24 protein-coding genes and 1 riboswitch are annotated in these 24,011 nt (G+C 73.1%); of the genes, 6 read left to right on the top strand and 18 right to left on the bottom strand.

Annotated features, from left to right (window positions below; translation table 11 throughout):
- Window positions 1-104 precede the first annotated feature (104 nt).
- From carB to pyrR, 6 genes are read right to left on the bottom strand one after another with little or no spacing between them, the layout of a single operon-like run.
- Window positions 105-3,413, bottom strand: coding sequence for a carbamoyl-phosphate synthase large subunit (gene carB, locus ACIRST_RS06095; RefSeq protein ID WP_402800442.1), 3,309 nt, complete (start codon window positions 3,411-3,413; stop codon window positions 105-107).
- Window positions 3,406-4,563 carry a glutamine-hydrolyzing carbamoyl-phosphate synthase small subunit gene (gene carA, locus ACIRST_RS06100; RefSeq protein ID WP_350521219.1) on the bottom strand — a complete coding sequence of 386 codons (1,158 nt, stop codon included), beginning with the start codon at window positions 4,561-4,563 and terminating at the stop codon, window positions 3,406-3,408. Before carA ends, carB begins: the two co-directional genes overlap by 8 nt.
- The gene (locus tag ACIRST_RS06105; protein WP_350521220.1) at window positions 4,560-5,126 is read right to left on the bottom strand and encodes a hypothetical protein; all 567 of its coding nucleotides are present in this window, start codon (window positions 5,124-5,126) and stop codon (window positions 4,560-4,562) included. Before ACIRST_RS06105 ends, carA begins: the two co-directional genes overlap by 4 nt.
- Entirely contained in the window at window positions 5,126-6,430 is a 1,305-nt protein-coding gene (locus ACIRST_RS06110) for a dihydroorotase (protein ID WP_350521221.1), read from the bottom strand. Before ACIRST_RS06110 ends, ACIRST_RS06105 begins: the two co-directional genes overlap by 1 nt.
- A complete protein-coding gene (locus ACIRST_RS06115) occupies window positions 6,427-7,416 on the bottom strand; it encodes an aspartate carbamoyltransferase catalytic subunit (protein ID WP_350521222.1) in 990 nt (329 codons plus the stop codon). The genes ACIRST_RS06110 and ACIRST_RS06115 overlap by 4 nt, the downstream gene beginning before the upstream one ends.
- A 5-nt stretch (window positions 7,417-7,421) precedes the next feature.
- Complete coding sequence (gene pyrR / locus ACIRST_RS06120) at window positions 7,422-8,045, bottom strand: bifunctional pyr operon transcriptional regulator/uracil phosphoribosyltransferase PyrR (RefSeq protein ID WP_350521223.1); 624 nt, start codon at window positions 8,043-8,045, stop codon at window positions 7,422-7,424.
- A gap of 330 nt (window positions 8,046-8,375) precedes the next feature.
- Between pyrR and ACIRST_RS06125 the strand changes: the two genes are divergently transcribed.
- Window positions 8,376-8,879, top strand: a complete 504-nt coding sequence (locus ACIRST_RS06125; RefSeq protein ID WP_030056198.1) for a transcriptional regulator — start codon at window positions 8,376-8,378, stop codon at window positions 8,877-8,879.
- 172 nt (window positions 8,880-9,051) lie between these two features.
- On the opposite strand, the gene ACIRST_RS06130 is transcribed toward ACIRST_RS06125, so the two are convergent.
- The 9 genes from ACIRST_RS06130 to rpmB all read right to left on the bottom strand — a co-directional run bounded on the left by ACIRST_RS06130 (window position 9,052) and on the right by rpmB (window position 15,714).
- Window positions 9,052-10,008 carry a hypothetical protein gene (locus tag ACIRST_RS06130; protein ID WP_350521224.1) on the bottom strand — a complete coding sequence of 319 codons (957 nt, stop codon included), beginning with the start codon at window positions 10,006-10,008 and terminating at the stop codon, window positions 9,052-9,054.
- 223 nt (window positions 10,009-10,231) lie between these two features.
- On the bottom strand, window positions 10,232-11,053 hold the full coding sequence (locus ACIRST_RS06135; RefSeq protein WP_350521225.1) for a thioesterase family protein: 822 nt from the start codon (window positions 11,051-11,053) through the stop codon (window positions 10,232-10,234).
- Between the two features lie 265 nt (window positions 11,054-11,318).
- Window positions 11,319-11,756, bottom strand: coding sequence for a transcription antitermination factor NusB (nusB, locus tag ACIRST_RS06140; protein ID WP_350521226.1), 438 nt, complete (start codon window positions 11,754-11,756; stop codon window positions 11,319-11,321).
- A gap of 4 nt (window positions 11,757-11,760) precedes the next feature.
- The gene (gene efp / locus ACIRST_RS06145; RefSeq protein WP_350521227.1) at window positions 11,761-12,324 is read right to left on the bottom strand and encodes an elongation factor P; all 564 of its coding nucleotides are present in this window, start codon (window positions 12,322-12,324) and stop codon (window positions 11,761-11,763) included.
- Window positions 12,325-12,399: 75 nt separating this feature from the next.
- Entirely contained in the window at window positions 12,400-13,506 is a 1,107-nt protein-coding gene (locus ACIRST_RS06150; RefSeq protein ID WP_350521228.1) for an aminopeptidase P family protein, read from the bottom strand.
- 280 nt (window positions 13,507-13,786) lie between these two features.
- The gene (gene rpmF, locus ACIRST_RS06155) at window positions 13,787-13,960 is read right to left on the bottom strand and encodes a 50S ribosomal protein L32 (RefSeq protein ID WP_402800449.1); all 174 of its coding nucleotides are present in this window, start codon (window positions 13,958-13,960) and stop codon (window positions 13,787-13,789) included.
- Window positions 13,961-13,988: 28 nt separating this feature from the next.
- Entirely contained in the window at window positions 13,989-15,167 is a 1,179-nt protein-coding gene (locus ACIRST_RS06160; protein WP_402800451.1) for a CobW family GTP-binding protein, read from the bottom strand.
- 5 nt (window positions 15,168-15,172) lie between these two features.
- Window positions 15,173-15,478: a 30S ribosomal protein S14 gene (rpsN, locus tag ACIRST_RS06165; RefSeq protein WP_350521231.1), complete on the bottom strand. Its 306-nt coding sequence runs from the start codon at window positions 15,476-15,478 to the stop codon at window positions 15,173-15,175.
- A complete protein-coding gene (gene rpmB / locus ACIRST_RS06170) occupies window positions 15,478-15,714 on the bottom strand; it encodes a 50S ribosomal protein L28 (RefSeq protein ID WP_402800454.1) in 237 nt (78 codons plus the stop codon). The genes rpsN and rpmB overlap by 1 nt, the downstream gene beginning before the upstream one ends.
- 139 nt (window positions 15,715-15,853) lie before the next feature.
- Between rpmB and rpmG the strand changes: the two genes are divergently transcribed.
- Both rpmG and ACIRST_RS06180 read left to right on the top strand, forming a co-directional pair.
- Window positions 15,854-16,018 (top strand): 50S ribosomal protein L33, encoded by a 165-nt coding sequence (gene rpmG, locus ACIRST_RS06175; RefSeq protein ID WP_350521233.1) that lies wholly within the window; start codon window positions 15,854-15,856, stop codon window positions 16,016-16,018.
- A gap of 58 nt (window positions 16,019-16,076) precedes the next feature.
- Window positions 16,077-16,325 (top strand): type B 50S ribosomal protein L31, encoded by a 249-nt coding sequence (locus ACIRST_RS06180; protein WP_350521234.1) that lies wholly within the window; start codon window positions 16,077-16,079, stop codon window positions 16,323-16,325.
- A 147-nt stretch (window positions 16,326-16,472) separates the two neighbouring features.
- On the opposite strand, the gene ACIRST_RS06185 is transcribed toward ACIRST_RS06180, so the two are convergent.
- The gene (locus ACIRST_RS06185; protein ID WP_350521235.1) at window positions 16,473-17,045 is read right to left on the bottom strand and encodes an XRE family transcriptional regulator; all 573 of its coding nucleotides are present in this window, start codon (window positions 17,043-17,045) and stop codon (window positions 16,473-16,475) included.
- 200 nt (window positions 17,046-17,245) lie between these two features.
- Here ACIRST_RS06185 and ACIRST_RS06190 point away from each other — a divergent pair, with 200 nt between their 5' ends.
- Window positions 17,246-18,100, top strand: a complete 855-nt coding sequence (locus ACIRST_RS06190) for a DMT family transporter (protein ID WP_350521236.1) — start codon at window positions 17,246-17,248, stop codon at window positions 18,098-18,100.
- Window positions 18,101-18,283: 183 nt separating this feature from the next.
- Here ACIRST_RS06190 and ACIRST_RS06195 read toward each other — a convergent pair whose 3' ends face one another.
- The gene (locus ACIRST_RS06195; RefSeq protein ID WP_350521237.1) at window positions 18,284-19,399 is read right to left on the bottom strand and encodes a HoxN/HupN/NixA family nickel/cobalt transporter; all 1,116 of its coding nucleotides are present in this window, start codon (window positions 19,397-19,399) and stop codon (window positions 18,284-18,286) included.
- Between the two features lie 31 nt (window positions 19,400-19,430).
- Window positions 19,431-19,647: riboswitch (cobalamin riboswitch) on the bottom strand.
- An 82-nt stretch (window positions 19,648-19,729) separates the two neighbouring features.
- Between ACIRST_RS06195 and ACIRST_RS06200 the strand changes: the two genes are divergently transcribed.
- Window positions 19,730-20,113, top strand: coding sequence for a metalloregulator ArsR/SmtB family transcription factor (locus tag ACIRST_RS06200; RefSeq protein ID WP_350521238.1), 384 nt, complete (start codon window positions 19,730-19,732; stop codon window positions 20,111-20,113).
- Window positions 20,114-20,167: 54 nt separating this feature from the next.
- Complete coding sequence (locus tag ACIRST_RS06205) at window positions 20,168-21,862, top strand: hypothetical protein (RefSeq protein WP_402800459.1); 1,695 nt, start codon at window positions 20,168-20,170, stop codon at window positions 21,860-21,862.
- 73 nt (window positions 21,863-21,935) lie between these two features.
- On the opposite strand, the gene ACIRST_RS06210 is transcribed toward ACIRST_RS06205, so the two are convergent.
- The gene (locus tag ACIRST_RS06210; protein WP_402800462.1) at window positions 21,936-23,954 is read right to left on the bottom strand and encodes an AAA family ATPase; all 2,019 of its coding nucleotides are present in this window, start codon (window positions 23,952-23,954) and stop codon (window positions 21,936-21,938) included.
- Window positions 23,955-24,011: the final 57 nt, after the last annotated feature.

Below are 24,011 nucleotides of genomic sequence, written 5' to 3' on the forward strand. Positions count from 1 at the left end.
CCCGGCGGAGGGCGACGGGCGGGAACAGCCCGGCGGAGGGCGGCGGGTGGGCATGGCAGTGGGGGGCACCCGACTCGCTTTCGGTGCCCCCCACTGCGGTGGTGCTACTTGCGGCCGGCGTTGATCAGCTCGGCGTGCTCCTGGAGCGACATGACCCCGACCTCGTCGCGCAGCAGCCGGTCGATGCCCTGGACGGCCGCGCCCATCGCCTGGACGGTGGTCAGGCAGGGCACCGCGCGGGCCACGGCCGCGGTGCGGATCTCGTAGCCGTCGAGGCGGCCGCCGGTGCCGTACGGCGTGTTGATGATGAGGTCGACCTCGCCGTCGTGGATCAGCTGGACGATGGTCTTCTCGCCGTTCGGGCCCTCGCCCTCGCTGTGCTTGCGCACCACGGTGGCGGGGATGCCGCCGCGCTGCAGCACCTCGGCGGTGCCGGCGGTGGCGAGCAGCTCGAAGCCGAGGCCGACCAGCGCGCGGGCCGGGAAGACCAGGTTGCGCTTGTCGCGGTTGGCGACCGAGACGAAGACCTTGCCCTTGGTCGGCAGCGCGCCGTAGGCGCCGGTCTGGGACTTGGCGTAGGCCGTGCCGAAGACCTTGTCGATGCCCATGACCTCACCGGTCGAGCGCATCTCCGGGCCGAGCACGGTGTCCACGCCGCGGCCGTGCACGTCGCGGAAGCGGCTCCACGGCATCACGGCCTCCTTGACCGCGATCGGCGCGTCGGCGGGCAGCGTTCCGCCGTCGCCCTCGGCCGGGAGCATGCCCTCGGCGCGCAGCTCGGCGATGGTGGCGCCGAGCGAGACCCGGGCGGCGGCCTTGGCCAGCGGCACGGCGGTCGCCTTGGAGGTGAACGGGACGGTCCGGGAGGCGCGCGGGTTGGCCTCCAGGACGTACAGGATGTCGCCGGAGAGGGCGAACTGGATGTTGATCAGACCGCGCACCCCGACGCCGCGCGCGATGGCCTCGGTGGAGGCGCGCAGACGCTTGACGTCGTGGCCGCCGAGGGTGATCGGGGGCAGCGCGCAGGCGGAGTCGCCGGAGTGGATGCCGGCCTCCTCGATGTGCTCCATGACGCCGCCGAGGTAGAGCTCGGTGCCGTCGTAGAGCGCGTCGACGTCGATCTCCACCGCGTCGTCGAGGAAGCGGTCGATGAGCACCGGGTGCTCGGAGATCAGACCGGCGTGCCGCTCCAGGTAGGAGGCGAGCGAGGCCTCGTCGTAGACGATCTCCATGCCGCGGCCGCCGAGCACGTAGGACGGGCGGGCGAGGACCGGGTAGCCGATCTCGTCCGCGATCGCCTTGGCCTCCTCGAAGGAGAAGGCGGTGCCGTGCTTGGGCGCGGGCAGGCCGGCGTCGCGCAGGACGCGGCCGAAGGCGCCGCGCTCCTCGGCGAGGTCGATCGCCTCGGGCTGGGTGCCGACGATCGGCACGCCGTTGTCCTTGAGCGCCTGGGCCAGGCCGAGCGGGGTCTGGCCGCCGAGCTGGACGATCACGCCGGCCAGCGGTCCGGCCTGCTGCTCGGCGTGGACGATCTCCAGCACGTCCTCCAGGGTGAGCGGCTCGAAGTAGAGCCGGTCGGAGGTGTCGTAGTCGGTGGAGACGGTCTCCGGGTTGCAGTTGACCATGACGGTCTCGTACCCGGCCTCGGCGAGCGCGAAGGAGGCGTGCACGCAGGAGTAGTCGAACTCGATGCCCTGGCCGATGCGGTTCGGGCCGGAGCCCAGGATGATCACGGCGGGCTTGGAGCGCGGGGCGACCTCGTTCTCCTCGTCGTAGGACGAGTAGAAGTACGGGGTCTTGGCGGCGAACTCGGCGGCGCAGGTGTCGACGGTCTTGAACACCGGGCGGATGCCGAGGGCGTGGCGCACCTCGCGGACCACGTCCGGCTTCAGGCCGCGGATCTCGCCGATCTGCGTGTCGGAGAAGCCGTGCCGCTTGGCGTGGCGCAGCAGGTCGGGGGTCAGCTCGGCGGCCGCGGCCAGCTCGCCGGCGATCTCGTCCAGCAGGAAGAGCTGGTCGACGAACCACGGGTCGATCTTGGTGGCCTCGAACACGTCCTCCGGGGTGGCGCCGGCCCGGATCGCCTGCATCACGGTGTTGATCCGGCCGTCGGTCGGCACGACCGCCTTGGCCAGCAGCTCGGTCTTGTCGCCGACCGGGCCGATCCAGGAGAACTGGGAGCCCTTCTTCTCCAGCGAGCGCAGCGCCTTCTGCAGCGCCTCGGGGAAGTTGCGGCCCAGCGCCATGGCCTCGCCGACCGACTTCATGGTGGTGGTCAGCGTGGCGTCGGCGCTCGGGAACTTCTCGAACGCGAACCGCGGCACCTTGACCACGACGTAGTCGAGGGTCGGCTCGAAGGAGGCCGGGGTCTCCTCGGTGATGTCGTTGGGGATCTCGTCCAGGGTGTAGCCGACGGCCAGCTTGGCGGCGATCTTGGCGATCGGGAAGCCGGTGGCCTTGGAGGCGAGCGCCGAGGAGCGGGACACGCGCGGGTTCATCTCGATGACGATGACCCGGCCGTCCTCGGGGTTCACCGCGAACTGGATGTTGCAGCCGCCGGTGTCGACGCCGACCTCGCGGATGACGGCGATGCCGATGTCGCGCAGGATCTGGTACTCGCGGTCGGTGAGGGTCATCGCCGGGGCGACGGTGATCGAGTCACCGGTGTGCACGCCCATCGGGTCGAAGTTCTCGATGGAGCAGACGACCACGACGTTGTCGTGCTTGTCGCGCATCAGCTCCAGCTCGTACTCCTTCCAGCCGAGGATGGACTCCTCCAGGAGCACCTCGGTGGTCGGCGAGAGGGTCAGACCCTGGCCGGCGATGCGGCGCAGGTCCTCCTCGTTGTGGGCGAAGCCGGAGCCGGCGCCGCCCATGGTGAAGGAGGGACGGACGACGACCGGGTAGCCGCCGAGCGTGTCGACGCCGGCCAGCACCTCGTCCATGGTGTGGCAGATGACCGAGCGGGCGGACTCGCCGTAGCCGATCTTGGCGTTGACGGCCTCGACGACGCCCTTGAAGAGGTCGCGGTCCTCGCCCTTGTTGATCGCCTCGACGTCGGCGCCGATCAGCTCGACGCCGTACTTCTCCAGCGTGCCGGCCGCGTGCAGCGAGATCGCGGTGTTGAGCGCGGTCTGCCCGCCCAGGGTGGGCAGCAGCGCGTCGGGGCGCTCCTTGGCGATGATCTTCTCGACGAACTCCGGGGTGATCGGCTCGACGTAGGTGGCGTCGGCGATCTCCGGGTCGGTCATGATCGTGGCCGGGTTGGAGTTGACCAGCACGACCCGCAGGCCCTCGGCCTTGAGGACCCGGCAGGCCTGCGTACCCGAGTAGTCGAACTCGGCGGCCTGACCGATCACGATCGGGCCGGAGCCGATCACCAGGACGGACTTGATGTCAGTGCGCTTAGGCACGCTGGCCCTCCATGAGCTTCACGAAACGGTCGAAGAGGTAGGCCGCGTCGTGCGGGCCGGCAGCAGCTTCGGGGTGGTACTGCACGCTGAAGGCGGGGACGTCGAGCGCCTGCAGGCCCTCGACCACGTCGTCGTTCAGGCAGACGTGGGAGACCTCGACCCGCCCGTACGGGGTGTCGCTCGCCTTGTCCAGCGGGGCGTTCACGGCGAAGCCGTGGTTGTGGGCGGTCACCTCGACCTTGCCGGTGGTGCGGTCCTGCACCGGCTGGTTGATGCCGCGGTGGCCGTACTTGAGCTTGTAGGTGCCGAAGCCCAGGGCCCGGCCGAGGATCTGGTTGCCGAAGCAGATCCCGAAGAACGGGGTCTTGCGCTCCAGCACGCCCTGCGCCACGGCGACCTGGTGGTCGGCGGTGGCCGGGTCACCCGGGCCGTTGGAGAAGAACACGCCGTCCGGCTGGACCGCGTAGAGGTCCTCCAGGGTGGAGTTGGCCGGCAGCACGTGCACCTCGATGCCGCGCTCGGCCATCCGCTGCGGGGTCATCCCCTTGATGCCGAGGTCCAGCGCGGCGACGGTGAACTTCTTCTCGCCGATCGCGGGGACGACGTACGCCTCGGTGGTGGCCACCTCGGCGCACAGGTCGGCGCCCTTCATCTCGGGCGACTGCTGCACCCGGGCGAGCAGGGCGGCCGGGTCGGCCAGCGCCTCGCCGGAGAAGATGCCGCAGCGCATCGCGCCGCGCTCGCGCAGGTGGCGGGTCAGCGCGCGGGTGTCGATGCCGCTGATGCCGACGATGCCCTGGTCGACCAGCTCCTCGTCGAGCGAGCGGCGCGAGCGCCAGTTGGAGGCGACGCGGGCGGGGTCGCGCACGACGTAGCCGGCGACCCAGATCCGCGCGGACTCGTCGTCCTCGTCGTTCCAGCCGGTGTTGCCGATCTGCGGGGCGGTCATCACGACCACCTGGCGGTGGTACGACGGGTCGGTCAGGGTCTCCTGGTAGCCGGACATGCCGGTGTTGAAGACCGCCTCGCCGAAGGTCTCGCCGATCGCGCCGTAGGCCTGGCCGCGGAACGTCCGGCCGTCCTCCAGGACGAGCACGGCGGGGACGCGTTCCCGCCGTTGGCGCTGCGTGGTGGGGGCAGGTGCGGTCATTGCGCGGCCTCTTCCGTCTTCTTCGTCTGCGTACGTGTGGCAAGGTGAGCGATCGCCTCGACCCAGGCGGCGTGCTCGTCGGGGTGGTCGGCCCGGAAGCCGGAGTCCAGCTCGGAGCCCTCGTGCGTCCAGGTGACGACGAGCAGCCCGGACGGGACGACCTTGCCGGCGATCCCGGAGTCCGTGCGGGCGCCGGTCAGGTGCGCGGCCGGGATCCACAGGTCGACGTCACCGGGACGCCGGACCAGCAGGCCGTCCTCGCCGAGGGTGAGGTCGGCCCGGCTGCGGGTGCCCAGGCCGTGCGCGACGACCCGGTCGAGCCAGTTCCCGGCGGTGGTCGTGCCGTGGTACCGGCCGCTGGTCTCCAGGATGGTGCGCCCGGCACCGTCCGGCACGGCGGGCAGCGGCGGGATGCCGGACTGCAGGGTGCGCCGCCAGTTCCAGCCCTGGCGCATCAGCCAGTAGACGAGGCCGATCAGGATCAGCAGGCCGACGGACCAGCCGATGTACCCGGGCCAGTTGGTGACCTTCGCCTGCTCCTTGGCGAGCGTGGCGTAGTCCATCACTGCGCGCCGTCCTGCTCGGCGAGCTCGCCGGCCAGCACGGTGGCGCGGCCGCGCAGGAAGGTGGCGTGCACCCGTCCGGGCAGGTCCAGGCCCTTGTAGGGGGTGTTGCGGCTGCGGGTGGCGAAGCTGTCCGGGTTCACGGCACCACGGTACGCGGGATCGAACAGCACCAGGTTGGCGGGCTCACCCACCGAGATCGGCCGGCCGTGTCCGGTGAGACGGCCGATCCGGGCCGGGCGGCGCGACATCCGGTCGGCGACGCCCTCCCAGTTCAGCAGGCCGGTCTCGACCATGGTCTGCTGGACGACCGACAGCGCGGTCTCCAGGCCGACCATGCCCATCGCGGCGACGGCCCACTCGCAGTCCTTGTCCTCGTCCGGGTGCGGCGCGTGGTCGGTGGCGACGGCGTCGATGGTGCCGTCGGCGAGCGCCTTGCGCAGCGCCTGGACGTCCTCGGCGGTGCGCAGCGGCGGGTTCACCTTGTACACCGGGTCGTAGGAGCGGACCAGCTCGTCGGTGAGCAGCAGGTGGTGCGGGGTCACCTCGGCGGTGACGTCCCAGCCCTTGGCCTTGGCCCAGCGGATGATCTCGACCGAGCCGGCCGTGGAGACGTGGCAGACGTGCAGCCGGGAGCCGACGTGCGCGGCGAGCAGCACGTCGCGGGCGATGATCGACTCCTCGGCGACGGCCGGCCAGCCGCCGAGCCCGAGCTCGCCGGAGACCTGGCCCTCGTTCATCTGGGCGCCCTCGGTGAGCCGCGGCTCCTGGGCGTGCTGGGCCACGACGCCGTCGAAGGCCTTGACGTACTCCAGGGCGCGGCGCATCAGCACCGCGTCGTCGACGCACTTGCCGTCGTCGGAGAAGACCCGGACGTCCGCGGCGGACTCGTGCATCGCGCCGAGCTCGGCGAGCTTCTTCCCCTCCAGGCCGACGGTGACGGCGCCGACCGGGCGGACGTCGCAGTAGCCGGCTTCCTGGCCGAGGCGCCAGACCTGCTCGACCACGCCGGCGGTGTCGGCCACCGGGGTGGTGTTGGCCATCGCGTGCACGGCGGTGAAGCCGCCCATCGCGGCGGCCTGGGTGCCGGTGAGCACGGTCTCGGCGTCCTCGCGGCCGGGCTCGCGCAGGTGGGTGTGCAGGTCGACCAGGCCGGGGAGCGCGATCAGCCCGGTGGCGTCGATCTCGATGTCCGCCTCGGCCGTCAGGCCGGTGCCGATCTCCTTGATCACACCGTCGGCGAGGAGGAGGTCCTGCGGGGCGCCGCCGAGGATCTTGGCGTTGCGGATCAGGTAGGTGGTCACTGAGCGGTCTCCACGGTCTCGGTGCGGGGGGCGTCGGCGGGGGCGTCGGCGGGGGTGGCTCCGCCGAGCAGCAGGTAGAGCACGGCCATCCGGACGGAGACGCCGTTGGCGACCTGCTCGACCGCGGTGCAGCGCGGCGAGTCGGCGACCTCGGCGGTGATCTCCATGCCGCGGACCATCGGGCCGGGGTGCATCACGATCGCGTGTTCCGGCAGCCGGGACAGCCGCAGGCCGTTCATGCCGTAGCGGCGGCTGTACTCGCGCTCGGTCGGGAAGAACGCCGCGTTCATCCGCTCGCGCTGCACCCGCAGCATCATCAGCGCGTCCGTCTTGGGGAGCACGCTGTCCAGGTCGTAGCTGATCTCGCAGGGCCAGTTCTCGATGCCGATCGGCAGCAGCGTCGGCGGCGCGACGAAGGTGACCTGGGCACCGAGGGTGTTCAGCAGGTGGACGTTGGAGCGGGCGACCCGGCTGTGCAGGACGTCACCGACGATCGTCACCCGGCGGCCGGCCAGGTCGTGGCCCGAGCCGGGGTTGAGGTGGCGACGCATCGTGAAGGCGTCGAGCAGCGCCTGGGTGGGGTGCTCGTGGGTGCCGTCACCGGCGTTGATCACACTGCCGTGCAGCCAGTCGGACTGGGCCAGCCGGGCGGGCGCGCCCGAGGCGTGGTGGCGGATGACCACCGCGTCGGCGCCCATGGCCTGCAGGGTCAGCGCGGTGTCCTTGAGGCTCTCGCCCTTGGAGACCGAGGAGCCCTTGGCGGAGAAGTTGATGACGTCGGCCGAGAGGCGCTTCTCGGCGACCTCGAAGGAGGTCTTCGTCCGGGTGGAGTCCTCGAAGAAGAGGTTGACGACGGTGCGGCCGCGCAGCGTGGGCAGCTTCTTGACGGCCCGGCCGGAGAGCTGGGCCAGCTCCTCGGCGGTGTCCAGGATCAGCAGCGCGTCGTCGCGGCTGAGATCGGCGGCGGAGACGAGGTGGCGCTTCACGCGGGTTACTCCGGGAGGTGCGGTTCGGTGGGCTTGGCTGCCATGGCCTGCGAGGAGCGCTGGGCGAAGTCGCGGTCGCCGACCAGGACGGCGTCCACGCCGTCGCTGTCGGAGAGGCGCACCTGCACGGCCTCGCGCAGCGAGGTGGGGAGGTTCTTGCCCACGTAGTCCGCGCGGATCGGCAGCTCGCGGTGGCCCCGGTCGACCAGGACGGCGAGCTGGACGGCGCGGGGCCGGCCGATGTCGTTCAGCGCGTCGAGCGCGGCGCGGATGGTGCGGCCGGAGAAGAGCACGTCGTCGACCAGCACGACGAGCTTGCCGTCGATGCCGCCGGACGGGATCTCGGTGTGCTCCAGGGCGCGGGCGGGCTTCAGCCTCAGGTCGTCCCGGTACATGGTGATGTCCAGGGTGCCCAGCGGGATGTCGCGCCCGGTGATCTGGGCCAGCCGGCCGTGCAGGCGGCGGGCGAGGTGGACGCCCCTGGTGTGGATGCCGAGCAGCACGACGTCCTCCGCGCCCTTGGCGCGCTCGACGATCTCGTGCGCTATCCGGGTGATGACCCGGGCGATGTCCGTACCGTCCAGCACCTGGTGCGGCGGTCGCGGCGTCGAATCCTGGTATGCGGTCATGCCGAAGCGGACCTCCTTCCCCGCCTCACTGGACGGGCCTTAAAGGATGTCTGGGATCGCCCCCGCCGGACCGGCGTGGGCTTCGGGTCATCGTAGCAGCGCCCCGGACGGCAAACAGAAGTCCATCATTCCGCTTCCCGTGGTTTACACCCCGGACGCGCCGACGATGCGGGCCATTCGCACGACTGCCCCATTCGGCTTGACGCAACTACCTTACTCTACGTAACCTCACAGTGAGTTACGAGACGGACGTCGAACCCACCGGTAACGGCGTCGGCAATCGCCCGTGACCCACCACTGAACGCGAAGCAATCTCGTCCGGGGAGATCAATGTCCAGCGACTACGCGAAGCAACTCGGAGGCAAGCTCCGAGCGATCCGCACTCAGCAGGGTCTCTCCCTGCACGGTGTCGAGGAGAAGTCCCAGGGGCGCTGGAAGGCAGTCGTCGTAGGCTCGTACGAGCGCGGTGACCGTGCGGTCACCGTGCAGCGGCTGGCCGAGCTGGCGGAGTTCTACGGCGTCCCGGTGCAGGAGCTGCTGCCCGGCGGCACCCCCGGTGGCGCGGCCGAGCCGCCGCCGCGGCTGGTCCTCGACCTGGAGAGACTGACCCAGGTCCCTTCCGAGAAGGCCGGTCCGCTGCAGCGCTACGCGGCGACCATCCAGAGCCAGCGCGGTGACTACAACGGCAAGGTGCTGTCGATCCGCCAGGACGACCTGCGCACCCTGGCGGTCATCTACGACCAGTCGCCGTCGATCCTCACCGAGCAGCTCATCTCGTGGGGCGTGCTGAACCCCGATGCGCGCCGCGCGGTGCGCGAGGAGGACGCGAGCTGAGGCTCACCGCACCGGCTCCCGCCAGCGGATCCCTTGCAGTTCCCAGCACTCGTTTCACCAGTGCTGACAAGCAGAAACGTCACGGCGCGGCACCCCGAAACGGGGCCGCGCCGCGGCGTTCGCCCGCACCGCCGCAGGCCTCGGGGCACCGGGGCACCGGGGCACCGGGGCCTCAGCAGACGGTGCCCAGGCTGTAGCCGGGCCGCGCCGCCACCCCGTCCAGCCGGACCGGCCGGTCCGCCGGCGCCCAGTCCTGGCCCCCGCTCGACCACGCCCAGGACGCCGGCAGGTACTCCCCGCAGGAGGCCGCCGAGCCCTGCGAACCGTGCAGCACCGCGACGCCCGGCAGCTCCAGGGCCAGCCCGGCGCACAGCACCGCGCAGACCAGCTCCAGGTCCTCGTCGTTGACCCGCACCACGCCGTCCTCCCACTGCAGCACCCGCGCCGCCGCGGTCAGGGCCCCGCCGGGAGCGTCCACCCGCAGGCGCAGCTCGTACACGCCGGCGCCCGCGCCGACCAGCATCCGGCGGAACACCTCGCCCCCGCGCCGGTAGGCGGCGCGCACCCAGTCGGCGTGCCCGTCGTCCGGCTCGCCCGCACCCCCGTACAGCCCGCCGTCGAGCAGCAGGTCGGCGTGGCTGAGCGTCAGCCCGTTCTCCCGGGCCCGGACGAGGCGCGGCACGAAGTCCCCGGCCAGCTCCTCGCCCTGATAGGCCAGCAGCTGGGTCTGCAGCGGCGGGTTGACCAGGTAGCGGTCACGGGCGGTGGGTGCGGCCGGGTCCAGGCCGTGGAGCAGGCAGAACTCCTCGAAGTCCTGCGGGTGGAACATCCGGGCCCGGACGGTCTCGAAGCGCTCCAGCGCGTCGGCCAGCAGCTCGGCGGTGTCGGCCAGGTAGCGCTCGAAGTCGGGGGCGTCGGAGATCCCCCAGGCGCGGGCCCGCGCGAAGTCCGCGGCGTCGGTCAGCACGCCGATGACGAACGCCTGGTCGGCACCCCCGGCCGGCGCCCCGGCCCCCTCGGCCCGCTCGCCGCCCTCGGCCCGCGGCGGCCGGTGCGAGGCCCGGACCGCGGGCCGAGGACCGCCGGCGGTGCAGTCGGAGTTGCGACGGGCGCGACCGTTCCGGCTCATGCGCCCACCTCGCCGCGCTCGGCGAGGGCGGTCGCCCGGGCACGCCTCTCGACAGTTCGCTCGCTTCGCTCGCTCACGGGTGGCTCCTGGCATCGGCGGTGACGGTCGGCGGCGTGCTCGCCGCTGACCGCCTTCCTCCCCACCCCCCGCGCGTCGCACACGTACGGCGTGTCACAGGAATGTAACCACGGGTAATAGCACCGGCGCCGCGCCCGTGCCGGACCTACCGGGGCACCCGGGCCAGCTGGCGGGACTGCGCGACCAGGCGGCCGGACTCGTCCCAGACCTCGGCGTCCTCCTCGAAGTACCCGCCGGCCAGGTTGCGGGTCGCGTGGGTGACGCGCAGCCAGCCCGGGACGGGCTTGGCGCGCAGGTGGACGGTCAGCTCGACGGTCGGGGCCCAGCCCGGCATGCCGAGGTCGAAGGTGACCGGCGGCAGCGCGTCGGCGACCAGCAGGAGCAGCAGCGGGTCGGGCTCGCGGCCGTCGGCGAGCCGGAACCAGCCCTGGATCCGCCCGTTGCCGGAGGGCTGCCCGAGCGCCCAGCCGACGGTGGCCGGGTCCAGCCGGAGGTCGAAGCGCTCCAGCAGGGCGGCCTGGGCGATCAGCTCCTTGGGCGCGTGCTCCACGCCGATGCACTGCTCCGGCGGCGGCAGCTGCGGCGGCTGCGCGCTGGTGCGCACCTCGCCGTCGGCGGTGGAGAGGTCGCCGTGGCTGGCCACCACGCGCAGCCGCTCGACGCCGTCCTGGCTGAGCGAGGCGGTGCCGGTGGAGAGCCCGCGGCCGGAGCGCAGCACCTCGGTGCGGACGGTGGCCGGGCCGGGGGTGGAGGCGGACAGGTAGTAACCACTGATCGACACCGGGTCCGGGTGCGTGCCGTGCTCCAGCGACAGCGCGTGTCCGGCCACGGCGAGCAGCAGCCCGCCGTTCACCCCGCCGCCGATCTGCCAGCCCTCGCCCAGCTCGGCCTCGTAGCGGCCGGCCTCCTCGGCGTGTCTGGTCAGGGCGATGCCCTGGTCGAACTCGCTGCGGATCGCGGTGGTCATGTGGGGGACCTGCCCTTCGCACGGGGTTCCGAACACCAAGTTACTGATGAGTAGGAACTCACCTTACGCCGCCCGGGTGAAACGCGCGACGGCCGGGAACAGCGAAGACTCGGAGAACGCCGGACGAACCGGGAACGCCGGACGCGACCGGGCCGGACGGGACCGGGAACGCCGAACGCGGCCGGGAACGCCGAACGCGGCCGGGAACGCCGAACGGCCGCCGGACCCGTGTTCGGGTCCGACGGCCGCCGGAAGGGCGTGGCCGTTACCGGCGGATGCTCGGCTTCAGCTCCAGGAAGCGGGCGAGCAGACCGTTGACGAAGGCCGGGGAGTCGTCCGTGGAGAACTCCTTGGCGATCTCGACGGCCTCGTCCAGGACGACCGCGTCCGGGACGCCGTCCTCCCAGATCAGCTCGTACGCGCCGAGTCGCAGGACGTTGCGGTCCACGATCGGCATCCGGTCGAGCGTCCAGCCCACCGCGTACTGCGAGATCAGGTCGTCGATGCGACGGGCGTGCTGGACGTACCCCTCGATCAGCTCCATGGTGTACTCACCGACCTGCGGGGTGCCCTCGTCGGGCTTGGGGTCGCGGGCGCGGGCCACCCAGTCGGCGAGGACCTGCTGCGGGTCGACCCCGCGGTGGTCGGCCTCGAAGAGGATCTGGAAGGCCCGGGTGCGGGCCTTGCTGCGTGCGGCCGACACGGACTTACTTCACCCGGCCGAGGTAGCTGCCGTCGCGGGTGTCGACCTTGACCTTCTCGCCGGTGACGACGAAGAGCGGGACCTGGATCTCGGCACCGGTCTCCAGGGTGGCCGGCTTGGTGCCACCGGTGGAGCGGTCGCCCTGGACGCCCGGCTCGGTGTGCGAGATGACCAGCTCGACGGAGGTCGGGAGCTCGATGTAGAGGACGGCGCCCTCGTTCGTCGCGACCAGGGCCTCGAAGCCCTCCAGCAGGTAGTTGGCCGCGTCACCGACGACGGACGGCTCGACCGTGATCTGGTCGTAGGTGTCCATGTCCATGAACACGAAGTTCTCGCCGTCCTTGTACGAGAACTGCATGCCGCGCTTGTCGACGTTGGCGGTCTCGACCTTGGTGCCGGCGTTGAAGGTCTTGTCGACGACCTTGCCCGTCAGGACCTCCTTGAGCTTGGTACGCACGAAGGCCGGGCCCTTGCCGGGCTTGACGTGCTGGAACTCGACGACGGACCAGAGCTTGCCGCCATCAAGCTTGAGGACCATGCCGTTCTTGAGATCGTTCGTGGAAGCCACGGGCGCACTTACTCCTGGATATAGCTGTCAAGGAACCAAGGTTTGCGTCCTGCCGCCGACGGCCGTGGGCCGCGGTCACAGGGCGAGGAGCTCCTTGGTGGTGATGGTGAGCAGCTCGGGCCCGCCCTCTTCGAGGGGGCGCACGACGAGCGTGTCCTCGATCCGGACACCGCCCTTGCCCGGGAGGTGGACCCCCGGACCGACGGTGACCGGTACGCGGCTGTCCAGTTTACCCATGTCCGACGGGCCGAGGCGCGGCGCCTCCCGGATCTCCAGTCCGATGCCGTGGCCCACGGGATGCGGCGAGGTCTCCGTGTGGCCCGCCGCCTCCAGGACCTGCCGGGCGGCCCGGTCGGGTACGCACTGCTCGACACCCGGGCCGAGCGCCTCCCGGCCCGCCCGCTGGGCCCGGAAGACCAGCCGGTGCAGCTCCACCTGCCAGGGCGCCGGAGCAGCGCCGATCACGAAGGTGCGGGCCGTGGAGATGCGGTAGCCGCGGTACTGGGCGCCCATCACCACGGTCAGGAAGTCGCCCTCCTCCACCCGGCGGTCGGTCGGCTGGTGGGCGGCCTGGCCGGAGTGGCTGCCGGTACCGACCGACACCGGGAAGGCGGCCCGGTCGGCGCCGTGGTCGATCATCCGGCGCTCCAGCTCCATGGCCAGGTGCCGCTCGGTGCGCCCGACCAGGATCGACTCCAGCAGCTCGCCGAGCGCCTGGTCGGCGATCTCGGCGGCGATCCGCAGGTCGGCGATCTCGTGCTCGTCCTTGACCACCCGCAGCCGCTCGACCAGCTGCCCCAGGTCGACCAGCCGGGCCCGTTCCACCCGGCCCGCCACCGCCCGGTGCCGGCTGACGGTCAGGTCGTGCTCCTCCACCGCCAGCCCCGCCACCCCGAAGCTCGCCGCCGTGGCCGCGGCGGCCAGCGCGGTGTCCGTCCCGGCCGCCACCGGCAGCTGGGTCACGTCCGCGGCGATCAGGTGCTCCCCCGTGTCGTCCGGTGGCACGTCGTCCGGCAGCGCGAGCAGCGCCCGCTCCCTGGTCAGCAGCAGTGTCGCCCCGCAGGGCGCGCAGCCCGTCAGATACCGCACGTTCGCCGCCCGGGTGATCAGCGCCGCATCGGCCCCGGCCGCACTGCAGTGCTCCCTCACCCGCTCCCGCCGCCCCGCGTACGCATCCGCCATGCGTCGAGCCTACGAACCCCCGGCCCGAACCGCCCGCCGAGCACCCCCGACAGGACCCCGGGGTGCCTCCCCGCGCCCGCCCGCGCCCCCGTACCACCGGCTGGTTCCCACGACCGGTTCCCGCGACCGGTACCGGCCGAAGGGTTCCCGCCGTCACCCGGGCCGGGCGGGGCCACCGGGTGGCCGGGGCGCCGCCGCAGGCCGCTCCCCCGAAGGGGAACGCGGGCGGCGCCGCCGGGGAGCCCACACCCCCGACGGCGCCACCCCGGACCGAACCGCGCTACGCCCCGCCCGGGCCGATCAGCCCGCGCCGGTAAGCGGGAACCAGGTTCTGCGGCACGAGCAGCTCCCGGCCGTCGACCGTGATCGGGACCAGCCGCGGAGCCGTCGCCTTCCAGCGGGCGCGGCGGTGGCGGGTGTTGCTGCGCGAGGTCCTGCGCTTGGGTACGGCCATCGGGGTCTCCTAGTCCTTTCGGCGGACGTCAGTGGACGGGGTCGAGCAGGTCCCGGAAGGCATCGGGCAGGGCCTTCCAGCCCCCTTCGCCGGCGGCGAGTTCGGTGTCGGTGAGCAGGCAGGAGTCGAGCAGGGCGGTGATGCCGTCGGCGTCCAGCCCCTCCGCGGTGAAGCTGAGCTGCTGGACCCGGTCACCGTGCAGCGGGTGCCAGTCGAGGGCCGCGGCCGCCCGGCGCGCGGGCGGGTAGAGGTCCCAGGCCGCGTCGGGGAGGGCGGTGAGCCAGGGCCCGCACTCCTCGACCGCGAGCTTGGCCCCCGCCGCGTCCCAGGCCAGCAGCAGGTCGGGCCGGTTGGCCAGCCAGAAGCGGCCGCGGCTGCGCTGCGCCGCCGGGACGAGCAGTTCCAGCGCCTCGTGCAGCCGCCCCGGGTGCAGCGGTCGGCGGCGTTCCCACACCAGGGTGGTGACGCCCGCCTCGTCCCGCTGCTGCGGCAGCAGCGCGATCGCCGGATTGACCCGGTCGCGGGCGGCGGCGACGTCGAACCCGCCGAGCGCGGCCCGGGTGAGGGTGCCGGTGCCGAGCCGGACGACCCTGGCGGTGGCGTGGAGCTGACGCAGCAGCGCGAGCCCCGGCGCGTGCGCCGTGGCGCGCGGGACGGCGAGGGTGGTGGCGTACTCGATCTGATGGGCGAGCGCCTCCGCGCGGGTCCGCTCGTCCCGCCCGGCGGTGTGCTCGCCGTGGTCCACCAGGTCGTCGGGGACGGACAGTTCGCCGATCAGGCGGTCCGGGTCGACCGCGGTGACCACGCCCGCGAGCTCGACGACGTCCGCGAGCTGCCGGCCGTCCGACTCCCCTCCGGCGATCACCTCCACGGCCGGGTGCGGGTCGCTGCCGCCCCACAGTTCGACGATCGCGAGCCCGTGGCGGCCCTCGTCGGCGATCTCCAGCAGCCGGGGCAGGAGGTCCTCGCGCAGGGCGCAGCACGGGCAGTCGTTCGTCAGCGGTACGTCGTCCACGTCGAACGCCCCTCCGGCGTCCTGCAGTTCGCGGTGGACGAGGCCGAGCGAGGCGTCCCGCAGATCGTGCCGAAGCACCACCGCGTCCACCGCGGCGGCGGCCAGTTCCCCGACGGCGGCGCGACGTTCGTCGGCGTGCAGACCGGCGACGACGACCACCGGCAGCTTGATCCCGTCCGGGTCGGCCGTCATGCCGCTCACCAGCTGGCCTTGCGGACGCCCGGCAGGTGACCGGCGTGGGCGTGCGTGCGGAGGTTGACCCGGGAGAGGCCGAAGGCGCGCAGGTAGCCGCGGGGGCGGCCGTCCACGGCGTCGCGGTTGCGGATCCGGGTGGCACTGGCGTCGCGCGGCTGGCGGGCGAGTTCGGTCTGCGCGGCGGCGCGCTCGGCGGGGTCGGTGCCGGGCCGGGCGATGATCCGCTTCAGTTCGGCCCGGCGCTCTGCGTAGCGGGCGACGACGGCGCGCCGCCGTTCGTTCTTGGCGATCTTGCTCTGCTTGGCCATCAGACCTTCTCCCCCCGGGCCCGGATGCGGGCGACGGCGGCCTCGATGCCGATCGCGTCGACGGTGCGGATGCCCTTGGCGCTCAGCACGAGCCGGACGTACCGGCCCTCGCTGGGCAGCCAGTAGCGCTTGCGCTGGATGTTGGGGTCGAAGCGGCGGGGGGTGCGGCGGTGCGAGTGCGAGATCGCGTTGCCGAAGCCGGGCCGGCGGCCGGTGAGTTGGCAGTGGGCAGACATGGGTGCTTCTTGCTCCCTGGCGTCCGGGAATGGGCAGGACGGAGCTCACGTTACACCAGATGAAAATGACATCCATTTCGGTGTACGGTTTCGGCCCGGCACCCCGGACACCCGCACCACGACCCCAGGAGGACACCCCGTGGCCCGCAGCGAACTGCGTCCCGTCATCAAGCTCCGTTCCACCGCCGGCACCGGCTTCACGTACGTGAGCCGCAAGAACCGCCGCAACGACCCGGACCGGATGGTCCTGCGCAAGTACGACCCGGTCGCGGGCCGGCACGTCGACTTCCGCGAGGAGCGCTGAGCACCCCCGCACCCAGCCCCGAACCCGAACCCGACCGACCCCCAGGAGGAACCCCGCCATGAAGCCCGGAATCCACCCCGCCTACCGTCCGGTCGTCTTCCGCGACAAGGTCGGCGGCCTCGCCTTCCTGACCCGGTCGACGGTCACCGGCGACCGCACCGTCGTCTGGGAGGACGGCAACACCTACCCGGTGATCGACGTCGAGATCTCCTCGGCGAGCCACCCCTTCTACACCGGCCAGTCCCGCGTGCTCGACACCGCGGGGCGGGTCGAGCGCTTCCGCCAGCGGTACGGCGACCGGCACTGACGGCGACCGGCACCCGCGACCGAAGGCAGTCGGCGCCCGCCACTGAGGGCGGTCGACACCGAGAACGCCGCAACGGCGCCTCCCCGGGTGGGGAGGCGCCGTTGCGGCATGCGAGCAAGGGGGCCGCAACCGGGGCGGCGCCGGGGATCAGCGCGGCGGCGGTACCGAGACCACCATGGTCAGCGCCAGCGTCCGCTCCCCCGCATTGCGGTAGACGTGCGGGTACGAGGCGTCGAAGGAGACCGTGCCGCCGACCGGCACCGGGTGCTCGCGCTCGTCGTGCACCAGGGTCAGCTCGCCCTCGTCGACCCGGACGATCTCCACCGTCCCGGCCGGGTGCGGCTCCGAGGAGTACTCCTCGCCCGGCTCCATCCGCCAGCTCCACAGCTCCAGCGGGCCGGGCGCCTCGATTCCGTGCAGCAGGGTGCCGGTACCACCTGACGGCCCGGCCCACAGCGGCACGGCCTGGTCGGCCGGCACGATCCGGACGTCCGGACCCTTCTCGTAGTCGAGCATCGTGGCGACCGAGACGCCCAGCGCGTCGCCGAGCCGGACGACGGTGGCCACGCTCGGGTTGGTACGGCCCTGCTCGATCTGGACGATCATGCCGCGGCTCACCCCGGAGCGGGCGGCGAGGGCGTCCAGGGTGTGACCGCGCTCGGTGCGCAGCCGCTTGAGGTTCCGGGCGAGAGCCCGGGAGACGAGGTCGGGGTCCGGCACGCGGTCAGTCCTCCGGTGTGTCCACTGGTCGAAACAGTACGAAATAGTGTTCGGCAAGTTCAGTTTGTTGCACTACGCTGCCAAACCTCGGCAACGAGTCCATCCGACTGTACTTCGGAGTGCATTGTGCTGTCCTTGAGTCCCTCCGTGCCCGGCGGGCCCACCGCCCCGGGCAGCCCCCTGCGGCCCGGGGCCCGCCCGTGACCGCCCTGCTCGCGCTCTCCGCCAGCCTGCTCTGGGGCGTCGCCGACTTCGGCGGCGGCGCACTCGCCCGGCGGCTGCCCGCGCTCGCCGTGGTGGTCGCCTCCCAGGCGGCGGCCGCCGCCGTACTGCTGGCCGCCGTCCTCGCCACCGGCGGCTGGGCCGACGCCTCCCCCGCCCTCTGGTACGCGGTCGCGGCCGGGGTGATCGGCCCGTTCGCGGTCCTCGCCTTCTACCGCGCGCTCGCCCTCGGCCCGATGGGCGTGGTCTCGCCGCTGACCACCGTCGCCGTCCTGGTGCCCGTCGGCGTCGGCCTCGCCCTCGGCGACCGCCCGGGCCCCGGTCGGATCGCCGGGATCGCCGTCGCGGTGGCCGGTGTGGTGCTCGCCTCCGGGCCCGAGCGCGGCGGCCGGGCCGCCGCCCGCAGCACCCTGCTGCTCACCCTGGGCGCCGCCCTCGGCTTCGGCACGGTGATGGCCCTGATCGCGCACGCCTCGGCCGGCGGCGGCCTGCTGCTGGTGCTGTGCGTCCAGCGGCTGTGCAACGTCGCCGTCGGCGGCACCGTCCTGGTGGCCGGCCTGCGCCGCTCCGGGGCTGCGGCCGGCCTGCTGCCGGGACTGCGGGCCCGGCTGCCGCTGCTCACCGCGGTCGGTCTCGCCGACGTCGTCGCCAACGCCGTCTTCGCGATGGCCTCGCACCGCGGCTCGGCCACGGTGGCCGCCGTCCTCTCCTCGCTCTACCCCGTGGTCACCGCGCTGATGGCACGCGGGGTGTTCAAGGAGCGGCTGCGCCCGGTCCAGGTGGTCGGCGCCGGGCTCGCCGTCGCGGGAACGCTGCTGCTCGCGGCCGCATGAGAGGCGCTCGTGGGGCTGCCCCATGAGCCGCGCTCATGGGGCGGCCGCATGAGCCGGGCTCATGCCCCGACGCCATGAGCCGACCTCATGCCCCCGACGCCATGAGCCGACCTCATGGGACCCCATGAGTCACGCTCATGCCCGACGTCATGAGCCGCGCTCATGCCCCCGGGCTCGGACCCGTCACGAGCCCTCGGGCGCCCAGCGCTTCTCCACCCGGGCGAGCTTCCAGTACCCGATCGCCAGCGCCCAGACCACCACGAACAGCCCGGCGATCGCGTAGCCGACGTTGTCCAGCGAGATGTCCGCGATCCAGCCGCTCACCGGGTCGGTGAGGTCGAACTTCTCGTGCAGCACCCCGACCAGCTCGATGGTGCCGATGATGAAGGCCACCGCGATCGACAGCCCGGTGATGGTCAGGTTGTAGTACACCTTGCGCACCGGGTTGGCGAAGGCCCACTGGTACGCGAAGTTCATGAACGTCCCGTCCAGGGTGTCGAACAGGCTCATCCCGGCTGCGAACAGCAGCGGCAGGCAGACGATCGCGTACCAGGGCAGTCCGGCGGCCGCACCCGAGCCGGCCATCACCATCAGGGTGACCTCGGTCGCGGTGTCGAAGCCCAGGCCCAGCACCATGCCGACCGGGAACATCTGCCCCGGCCGGGTGATCGACCGGGTGGCCCGGTTCAGCACCCGGGCCATGAAGCCGCGCGAGTCGAGGTGCGCCTCCAGCTCCGCCTCGTCGTACTGCCCGGCGCGCATCGCCCGGAACACCTTGAGGATCCCGAGCAGCGCCGCCAGGTTGAGCGCCCCGATCAGGTACAGGAACGCGCCGGAGGCCGTCGTCCCGACCACCCCGAGCCACTTGTGGGTGGTCGACTCGTCGTCCATCAGCGTGTTCGCCAGCTGCGCGCCGCCCGCCACCAGGGCGGCCATGATGACCACCATCGAGGAGTGCCCGAGGGCGAACCAGAAGCCCACCGAGACCGGCCGCTTGCCGTCCGCCATCAGCTTGCGGGTGGTGTTGTCGATCACCGCGATGTGGTCGGCGTCGAAGGCGTGCCGCATCCCGAGGGTGTACGCGGTGATACCCAGGCCCACCCCGAAGACCTGGGTACCGACCGCGTACCGCTCGGGTGCCACCAGAAAGATGAGCGTCCCGAAGGCCACCACGTGCATGGCCAGGATCACGCCCATCAGCCCGGCCGTGCGGACGGTGTCCTCGCGCCGCCACCGGAAGGTGGGCAGCACGGAGGGAGCCGCTGCGGCCTCCGCGGCGGCGGTTTCGGGCAGGGTCATCTGCGGATCACGCTCCAGCACCTCGTGGAATCACTTCGTGAGATGCCGCGGCCGGTCTCCTGGCTTACGGGACACGCCCGTACCCGCCTTCCCGGGTGCGCGAGGCGCCCAGTGACGTCGTGGGTACGGACGGCGCTCCCCCGCGGACGGGGGAACGGCCCGATCACAGTGGCGAGGGCCGCTCCGGACTCCGGACCCCTGAGGGTCCGTCACCGGTCTTCCCGAGCACCACGGCGGGCTACACGGTAGGGGCCCGGCCCCGACCCATGCAAGGCTGCGCACCTGCGCAGGTGTCCAGGATCACAGCCGCCCGCCTGCAAGAATGTCCGCATGCATCTCGTACCGGCCGACCGCGCGGGCCACCGCACCATCGACGGACACCGGGTCTGCGAGGCCATCGCCGCGATCGGTGACGCCGCGCACGTCCGGTCCTGGGCCGAGCGGTTCTCGCTGCTCGCCGACCCCGGACGGCTCGCCCTGCTGCTCGCCCTCCACCGGGCGGGCCCGCTCGCCGTCACCGACCTCGCGGTCGCCACCGGCATGCGCGACCCCGCCGTCTCCCAGGCCCTGCGGCTGCTCCGCACGGCCGGCGTGGTCACCGGCGACAAGGACGGACGAGTCGTGCGCTACCGGCTCGTCGACCAGGACATGCGCCCCCTCCTCGACGAGTGCGTCGCCGCCGAGCACCACGAGCCCACCGCCGCGGCCGGCTGACCGACACTCGGGAAACGCGGCCGCACCGGCACCCCGGATGAGTACGATCATGGTGTGCCGTCCCACCCCCACGCCTGGCCCGCCGACCGCTGGAACACCCGACCGGTCAAGGCCCGCGTGCTGGCGGTCGCCCGCACCCTCACCTCCGCCACCCGGGTCCTGGACGTCCTCACCCTGCTGCACCCGGACGGCGTCGAGCGGTACTTCACCGTCAACCCCGGCTCCGCCTTCGCCGATCGCGCCCTGGACGAATACCTGCACGGCCTGCCCGGCTTCACCCTGCTGGACTGGGAGGACGCCGTCCGGCACCGGTTCGACCTGGCCGTCTCCTGCGCCGTGCACTCCTCCATGCACCGCCTGGACGCCCGGCTCGTCGTGCTCCCGCACGGCGCCGGCTACAACCGCCTGGTCACCGAGTCCACCGGCGACACGGTCAGCGCCGCCGGCCTCTCCCGCAAGGAACTCACCCACCGCGGGCGGGTGTTCGTGGACGTCCTCGGCCTCTCCCACCCGGAGCAGCTGGACCGCCTGCGGGTCTCCTGCCCCGAGGCACTGGACGTCGCCCGGGTGGTCGGCGACCCGTGCCTCGACCGGATGCTGCGCAGCCTGCGCTCCCGCGACGCCTACCGCGCCGCGCTCGGCGCCGTCGACGGCCGGCGGCTCGTCGTCGTCAACTCCACGTGGAGCGAGCACTCGTTATTCGGCCGCCGCCCCGACCTGCCCCAACGCCTGGTCCGCCGGCTGCCCGCCGACGAGTACACCGTCGCCGTCGTCCTGCACCCCAACATCTGGAGCCGCCACGACCCCGAGGCCCTGCTCGACGCCGCCCGCCGGATGGGCCTGCGCCTGATCCCGCCGCACCAGGGCTGGCAGGCCGCCCTGGTCGCCGCCGACTGCCTGATCGGCGACCACGGCTCGGTCTCCGTCTACGGCGCCGCCCTGGAGCGGCCCACCGTGCTGGTCGCCACCGGCGCCGCCGAACTCGACCCGCGCTCCCCCGGCTACGCCTTCGGTCAGGCCGCGCCCCTGCTCGACCCCGACGGCGACCTCGCCGCCCAGCTCGAACTGGCCCTGGCCAAGCGGGACCCGGCCGCCCTGCGCCCGCTCACCGACCGCTCGCTGAGCCGCCGCGGCCGCTCCGCCGAGGTGCTGCGCCCGCTGCTCTACTCCTTCCTGGAACAGCTGGACGAACCGGGGGACGAACCGCTCCTGCCGCCCTACCCCGGGCCCGTCCCGCGTCCCGGCACCACCGACGCGCCCACCGCGTACGACGTCGAGGGCGAGAGCGAGGGCACCGAGGTCGGACTGCGGCGCTACCCCTTCGACCCGGCCGACCACACCCCGCGCGGCTTCCACGCACTCACCGACGAGCACCCCGGCGACGCACTGCGCTACACCGCCGAGGTGCTGGCCCGCACCGAGGTCCGCGCCGAGCGCCCCGCCACCCGCTGGCTCGCCGACACCGTCGCCGAACTCCCCGGCCTCGCCGTCGCGGTGGCCGCCCTCGGACCGGCCCGCCACCTGCTCCGGCTGCGCACCGGGCTGCTCCTCGAAGCCCGCGCCGAACCGGACTGGGGCAGCCCCGAGCCCCGCCTCGACCCGCTGCTGCTCGGCTCCGCCGTGGCCTGCTGGCTCGCCGACGGCGGCGACCCGGCCGGCCTCCCCGAGCACGGGCTCACCGTCCGCACCGGCGAACACCGCACCCGGGTCTGGTTCACCACCGAGCCGCCCCGCCCCTCCCCCTCCTAGCCGTCCCGACCGCTCCGGCCCCGGGCACCGAGTCCCGACCGCCCCTGCCCTAGCCCTCCCGGCCGTCCCTGCCCTAGCCCTCCCCGCCGTCCCGTGCCCGCAGCTCCCGCAGCCGCTCACGGCTGCGCTCCGCCAGCTCCTCGTCGCCCAGCTCCGCCGCGAGGCCGACGAGCAGGGTGTGCGCCTGCGCCTCCTTGGCGTACTGCTTGCGCTGCTCGGCCTGCCGGGCGCAGTCACCGGCGTGAACGGCGGCGAGACGCAGTTGCCCGAGCGCGCGGTGGGCCCGGGCCCGGACCAGTGGCAGCTTCATCAGCATGTCGCGGTCGTCGGTGTCCGCGGCCCGTGCGACGGCGCCGTCCAGCACGGTCAGCGCCTCCTCCGCCCGGCCGTCGGCGATCAGCGCCTGCGCCAGGTTGTAGCTCTGGACGATCTCACCGTGGTCGTCGCCCCGGTTCTCCGCCAGGGCCAGCGTGAACCGCTCCACCGCGTCGCCGGGCCGGCCGTCGGCCAGGCAGAGCAGGCCGTCCGTCTCGTGCAGCACCCCCACCACGCGGCGGTCCGCCACCAGCGGCAGCTGCTCCGCGGCGAGCGCCAACTGCTCGGCCGCGAGCGGGTACTCCTTGCGCTCGAAGTGGGCGCGGGCGAGCTGGTTGCGCATCCGGACCACGGCGGCCGGCTGGTTGTCCCACTGAGCTGACTCGACGCCGAGCCGGTGGGTCGCGATCCAGTCCTCGTACAGCTTGCGGCCGTGGTACAGCGGCCAGAGCGACTCGCAGAGCCGCCACACCTCGCCGTGCCACTGCTGCTCGGCCGCCTCCTCCACCACCGCACGCAGGTTGGCCCGCTCGGCGTGCAGCCACTCCAGGGCGGCGGAGCCGGAGGCGAAACCGGGCAGCTCCTCGCCGCCGGCCTCCTGCAGCCGCAGCCGCTCCCCCATCGCCCGGTCGGCCAGCGCGGCCCGGCCCCGGTAGTAGGCCACCACCCGGGCGAGGAGTTCCTGCCGGCCGGGCAGGTCGCGGGCGCGGCGGTAGGCGTGCAGCCGCACCACGTCGTGGGCGCGGTAGCGGGTCCCGGGGCCGTCGTCGACCACCTCGTCGACCAGGTGGACGGCGCGCAGCTCGTCCAGCGCCGCGCCGGCCTGCTCGACACCCGCGGCGCACGCCGACTCGGCCGACACGAAGGGGCCCGGGTGCACGCCGATCAGGCGGTAGAGCGCCCGGCCCTTCGGCGACAGCCGCTCGTGGACCAGGTCGTACGTCGGGCCGAGGGCGTTCTCCTCGTCGTCCAGCAAGGCCGATCCGCCTTCCCGGTCGTGCAGTTCGGCCACCACCCGGCCGACCGGCAGGTTGTCCCGGTCCAGCAGCTGGCTGCCGACCGCGTTCAGCGCCAGCGGCAGCCCGCCGCACAGCTCGACCAGCGCCGCCAACTCCCCGTCCGTGCCCCGCCCGGCGCCCAGCCAGGCCCGCACCAGGTCGGTGCCGGCGCTCGTACCGAGCGGCCCGAGCTGCCGCACCTCGGCGCCGTCCGTCCGCAGCGCGGGCAGCCGTCGCCGGCTCGCGACCACCACCAGCCCGCTCGACGGGAGCAGGGCGCGCACCTCGGCGGCGTGCTCGACGTTGTCCAGGAAGAACAGGCAACGCCGCTCGGCGGTGACGGTGCGGAACATCGTGAAGCGCTCCGCCTCCACCGCCGGGGGCTCCGACCCGAGGGCGCGCAGGAAGCCGGCCAGCAGCGACGGGAGGTCCACCCCGCCCCGGTGCCGGTAGGCCAGGAGGTCCGCGTAGAGGTCCCCGCCCGGGAAGCGGTCCCGGTGCTCCTCGGCGAACTTGGCGATCAGCTCGGTCTTCCCGACCCCGCCGAGCCCGGTGAACACCACGATCCCCAGCCCGCCCCCCTCGACCCGGCCCAACGCCGCGGTCAGCGCGGCGAGTTCCGGCTCCCGGTTGACGAAGGGGCCGTGCGGCAGCCGGACCTGACGAGGTCTCGGCGGCGGCTCCACCTGGTGGAGGTGCACCGATCCGATGGTGTCGGCCTGCACCACGTGGCCGCCCACCGTCCCTGACACGGTGTTGGCCACCCGGCGTTGCTCCATCTGCCTGCTCCCTCCGGCCGGTCGGCCCCAGCCTACGGTCCGGGAGCCGCGCCGGAG

This window comes from Kitasatospora sp. NPDC101447 (genome assembly GCF_044767225.1).
Classification (GTDB): Bacteria; Actinomycetota; Actinomycetes; order Streptomycetales; family Streptomycetaceae; genus Kitasatospora.